We start from the raw sequence: 1,438 nt of genomic DNA, 5'->3' as shown, positions 1-1,438 counted from the left end.
GGTGTCGTGGCCAGTGCATGCAGTCGGGCGATTTGCCGGGTCTTGTCGGCGGAGCCGCCGGGTGCCTTGGCCGACTGCGCAGCGATCTCGGCCAGTAGGTCTTTCGCCTCGGGCCGCGCCGTGCGGCTGTCGGGCGCGGGAAGGGACGGAGCTGACTGGCTCCCCGAGTCCCGGACGGTCCCATCGACGGTCTTCTCCGACCAGGAGTAGGACCCGTCGCCGTGCAGCGAGAGGAACAGGGCCCCCGGCCTGCCGGTGTACTGCACCTCGCTGTTGGGCTGCTCGGTGCCGAAGTCCCGGAGGTGGTGTCCGCCCAGGCCGGAGACGAACTCCCGGGTGCCGCTCGCGGACGCCTCGCCCGAGGCGTTCATCGGAGCGAAACGCTCGTAGTCGTGGTCGTGGCCGCCGAGGACGATGCGCGCGCCAGCTGCAGTGGCGGCGGCCCACATCGGCTGCGTGGACGCAGTGCTGCCGTGCTCCGAGCCCGAGCTGAACCGGGGCTGGTGCCACACGACCGCCGTCGGGACGTCAGAATGGGCTTTCGCATCGGCGGTGATGAACGCGGCAGCCTCATCGATGTCGTTGTACTGGTTGACCAGGATCACCCGCCAGCCGCACACGTCAACGCCCCGGTTCTCGACTGCGGACGCCCCGAGTTCGCTGGTGATGCCCGCGTCTCCGCTGCGTGCCTCGTGGTTGCCCGGAACGGCCTCTGTCTTGGACTGGAACTGCCCCCACGTTGGGTGGTAGTAGTTCTTGAACTCGCTGACGGTGCCCTTGTCGTAGGCCAAGTCGCCCAGTGCCAGCACCATCTCCGGGTCCTCGCCGAGAATGAGGTCGGCAGTCGCGGCGGCGCCCGCCCGGTAGTCGTCGGAGCCCGCGATGTCGCCGGCCGCCGCGACGGTGCACGAGGCGGCGCTGGCAGAGGGGGCGCCCAGTAGGGTCATGCCCGAGCTAGCCAGCACGGCGGCGAGCCCTAGAGTGACACTGCGCTTCACGATACTCCTTTCGTGGGTGGCCTGTTCACGCTCAGTGAAGTACAAGCTGGCGCATGTCGGCAACTCGCAGCTGATCTCATGTGGTGGCGGTGAAGCGTTCCACCAGGTCTAGCGGCGGGGGCGTCCCTTGCCGCGCTGGACGATCGGGTCGTCCTGGATTAGTCGCACGATGCCGTCGTGGCCGTGGCGCTCGACGAGTTCAGCAACCGCGCGCCGGACGATGGCACTGCCGGTCACGTCAGCCCCTTCGACCAGGGCCGCGGCCTTGATCCGGCGTAGGTGATCGTCGGTCACGTCATCCATGTAGACCTGTGCGGCCCGTAGCGCCTTCTTCTCCGCTCCCCTGTGGCGGTGAACAGCTGGTCGTAGCCGGCCTGCCAGGGCCAGTTCCGCGGCAGGTGCAGGCGTAGCCGCCGCGCCGAGGTGGCGATGCGGGCCGG

2 protein-coding genes are annotated in these 1,438 nt (G+C 69.1%); both read right to left on the bottom strand.

The annotated features are described in order from the left end of the window. On the bottom strand, positions 1–998 hold a 998-nt coding region (locus tag BLW04_RS25485), incomplete at its 3' end, for a metallophosphoesterase family protein (RefSeq protein WP_139307052.1). A 108-nt stretch (positions 999–1,106) separates the two neighbouring features. Beyond that, positions 1,107–1,438: hypothetical protein (locus BLW04_RS29410; RefSeq protein ID WP_217631283.1), on the bottom strand; the 332-nt coding region annotated here is incomplete at its 5' end.

Source organism: Modestobacter sp. DSM 44400 (genome assembly GCF_900107175.1).
In the GTDB taxonomy this organism is placed as follows: domain Bacteria; phylum Actinomycetota; class Actinomycetes; order Mycobacteriales; family Geodermatophilaceae; genus Modestobacter.
This window is presented reverse-complemented; position numbering and strand designations above follow the sequence as displayed.